General features: G+C 54.3%; 1 rRNA gene. It reads right to left on the minus strand.

Annotated elements, in window-relative coordinates:
• Nucleotides 1-23: 23 nt before the first annotated feature.
• Nucleotides 24-2928, minus strand: a 23S ribosomal RNA gene (locus ACLRGG_RS12750).
• Between the last annotated feature and the right edge of the window lie 128 nt (nucleotides 2929-3056).

The raw sequence follows: 3056 nt of genomic DNA on the forward strand, positions 1-3056 counted from the left end.
CACCAGAACGCTTCTGGTGTTGTAAGGTTAAGTCTCACGGGTCATTAGTACCGGTTAGCTCAACGCATCGCTGCGCTTACACACCCGGCCTATCAACGTCGTCGTCTTCAACGTCCCTTCAGGACTCTCAAGGAGTCAGGGAAGATTCATCTCGAGGCAAGTTTCGCGCTTAGATGCTTTCAGCGCTTATCTTTTCCGCACTTAGCTACCGGGCAATGCCATTGGCATGACAACCCGAACACCAGTGGTGCGTTCACTCCGGTCCTCTCGTACTAGGAGCAACCCCTCTCAATCTTCCAGCGCCCACGGCAGATAGGGACCGAACTGTCTCACGACGTTCTAAACCCAGCTCGCGTACCACTTTAAACGGCGAACAGCCGTACCCTTGGGACCTACTTCAGCCCCAGGATGTGATGAGCCGACATCGAGGTGCCAAACACCGCCGTCGATATGAACTCTTGGGCGGTATCAGCCTGTTATCCCCGGAGTACCTTTTATCCGTTGAGCGATGGCCCTTCCATTCAGAACCACCGGATCACTATGACCTGCTTTCGCACCTGCTCGCGCCGTCACGCTCGCAGTCAAGCCAGCTTATGCCATTGCACTAACCTCACGATGTCCGACCGTGATTAGCTGACCTTCGTGCTCCTCCGTTACTCTTTAGGAGGAGACCGCCCCAGTCAAACTACCCACCAGACACTGTCCCCACGCCAGATTATGGCGCCAGGTTAGAACATCAAACGTTAAAGGGTGGTATTTCAAGGTTGGCTCCACGCAGACTGGCGTCCACGCTTCAAAGCCTCCCACCTATCCTACACATCAAGGCTCAATGTTCAGTGTCAAGCTGTAGTAAAGGTTCACGGGGTCTTTCCGTCTTGCCGCGGGTACACTGCATCTTCACAGCGAGTTCAATTTCACTGAGTCTCGGGTGGAGACAGCCTGGCCATCATTACGCCATTCGTGCAGGTCGGAACTTACCCGACAAGGAATTTCGCTACCTTAGGACCGTTATAGTTACGGCCGCCGTTTACCGGGGCTTCGATCAGGAGCTTCTCTTGCGATAACCCCATCAATTAACCTTCCGGCACCGGGCAGGCGTCACACCGTATACGTCCACTTTCGTGTTTGCACAGTGCTGTGTTTTTAATAAACAGTTGCAGCCAGCTGGTATCTTCGACTGGCTTCAGCTCCGCGAGCAAGTCGCTTCACCTACGCACCAGCGTGCCTTCTCCCGAAGTTACGGCACCATTTTGCCTAGTTCCTTCACCCGAGTTCTCTCAAGCGCCTTGGTATTCTCTACCTGACCACCTGTGTCGGTTTGGGGTACGATTCGTTGTTACCTGATGCTTAGAGGCTTTTCCTGGAAGCAGGGCATTTGTTACTTCAGCACCGTAGTGCCTCGTCATCACGCCTCAGCCTTAAGGCGTTCCGGATTTACCTGGAACACCAGCCTACACGCTTAAACCGGGACAACCGTCGCCCGGCTAACATAGCCTTCTCCGTCCCCCCTTCGCAGTAACACCGAGTACAGGAATATTAACCTGTTTCCCATCGACTACGCCTTTCGGCCTCGCCTTAGGGGTCGACTCACCCTGCCCCGATTAACGTTGGACAGGAACCCTTGGTCTTCCGGCGAGCGGGCTTTTCACCCGCTTTATCGTTACTCATGTCAGCATTCGCACTTCTGATACCTCCAGCAGACCTCACAGTCCACCTTCAACGGCTTACAGAACGCTCCCCTACCCAACAACACTTGCGTGTCGCTGCCGCAGCTTCGGTGCATGGTTTAGCCCCGTTACATCTTCCGCGCAGGCCGACTCGACCAGTGAGCTATTACGCTTTCTTTAAATGATGGCTGCTTCTAAGCCAACATCCTGGCTGTCTGTGCCTTCCCACATCGTTTCCCACTTAACCATGACTTTGGGACCTTAGCTGGCGGTCTGGGTTGTTTCCCTCTTCACGACGGACGTTAGCACCCGCCGTGTGTCTCCCGTGATAACATTCTCCGGTATTCGCAGTTTGCATCGGGTTGGTAAGCCGGGATGGCCCCCTAGCCGAAACAGTGCTCTACCCCCGGAGATGAGTTCACGAGGCGCTACCTAAATAGCTTTCGGGGAGAACCAGCTATCTCCCGGTTTGATTGGCCTTTCACCCCCAGCCACAGGTCATCCGCTAATTTTTCAACATTAGTCGGTTCGGTCCTCCAGTTAGTGTTACCCAACCTTCAACCTGCCCATGGCTAGATCACCGGGTTTCGGGTCTATACCCTGCAACTTAACGCCCAGTTAAGACTCGGTTTCCCTGCGGCTCCCCTATACGGTTAACCTTGCTACAGAATATAAGTCGCTGACCCATTATACAAAAGGTACGCAGTCACACCACGAAGGTGCTCCCACTGCTTGTACGTACACGGTTTCAGGTTCTGTTTCACTCCCCTCGCCGGGGTTCTTTTCGCCTTTCCCTCACGGTACTGGTTCACTATCGGTCAGTCAGGAGTATTTAGCCTTGGAGGATGGTCCCCCCATATTCAGACAGGATATCACGTGTCCCGCCCTACTCTTCGAACTCACAGCAGGTGCATCTTTGTGTACGGGAGTGTCACCCTGTACCCTGCGACTTTCCAGACGCTTCCACTGATGCACAAACTGATTCAGGTTCTGGGCTCCTCCCCGTTCGCTCGCCGCTACTGGGGGAATCTCGGTTGATTTCTTTTCCTCGGGGTACTTAGATGTTTCAGTTCCCCCGGTTCGCCTCGCAACACTATGTATTCATGTTGCGATAGTGTGTCGGAACACACTGGGTTTCCCCATTCGGGTATCGCCGGTTGTTGCGGTTCATATCACCTTACCGGCGCTTATCGCAGATTAGCACGCCCTTCATCGCCTCTGACTGCCAGGGCATCCACCGTGTACGCTTAGTCACTTAACCTCACAACCCACAAGCGTCCCATGTCCGGAATGGCTGCGTATAAAGAATGCCGCGTTGCACGGTGCTCGCAGTGCTCATGAACGTACAGTTCACTCCGCCTGCTGCGCGCCGCGGCGCCTTGCCTTCTT

Origin of the sequence: Erwinia sp. PPS120, from assembly GCF_047918655.1 — a bacterium.
GTDB classification, from domain to species: domain Bacteria; phylum Pseudomonadota; class Gammaproteobacteria; order Enterobacterales; family Enterobacteriaceae; genus Erwinia; species Erwinia tasmaniensis_A.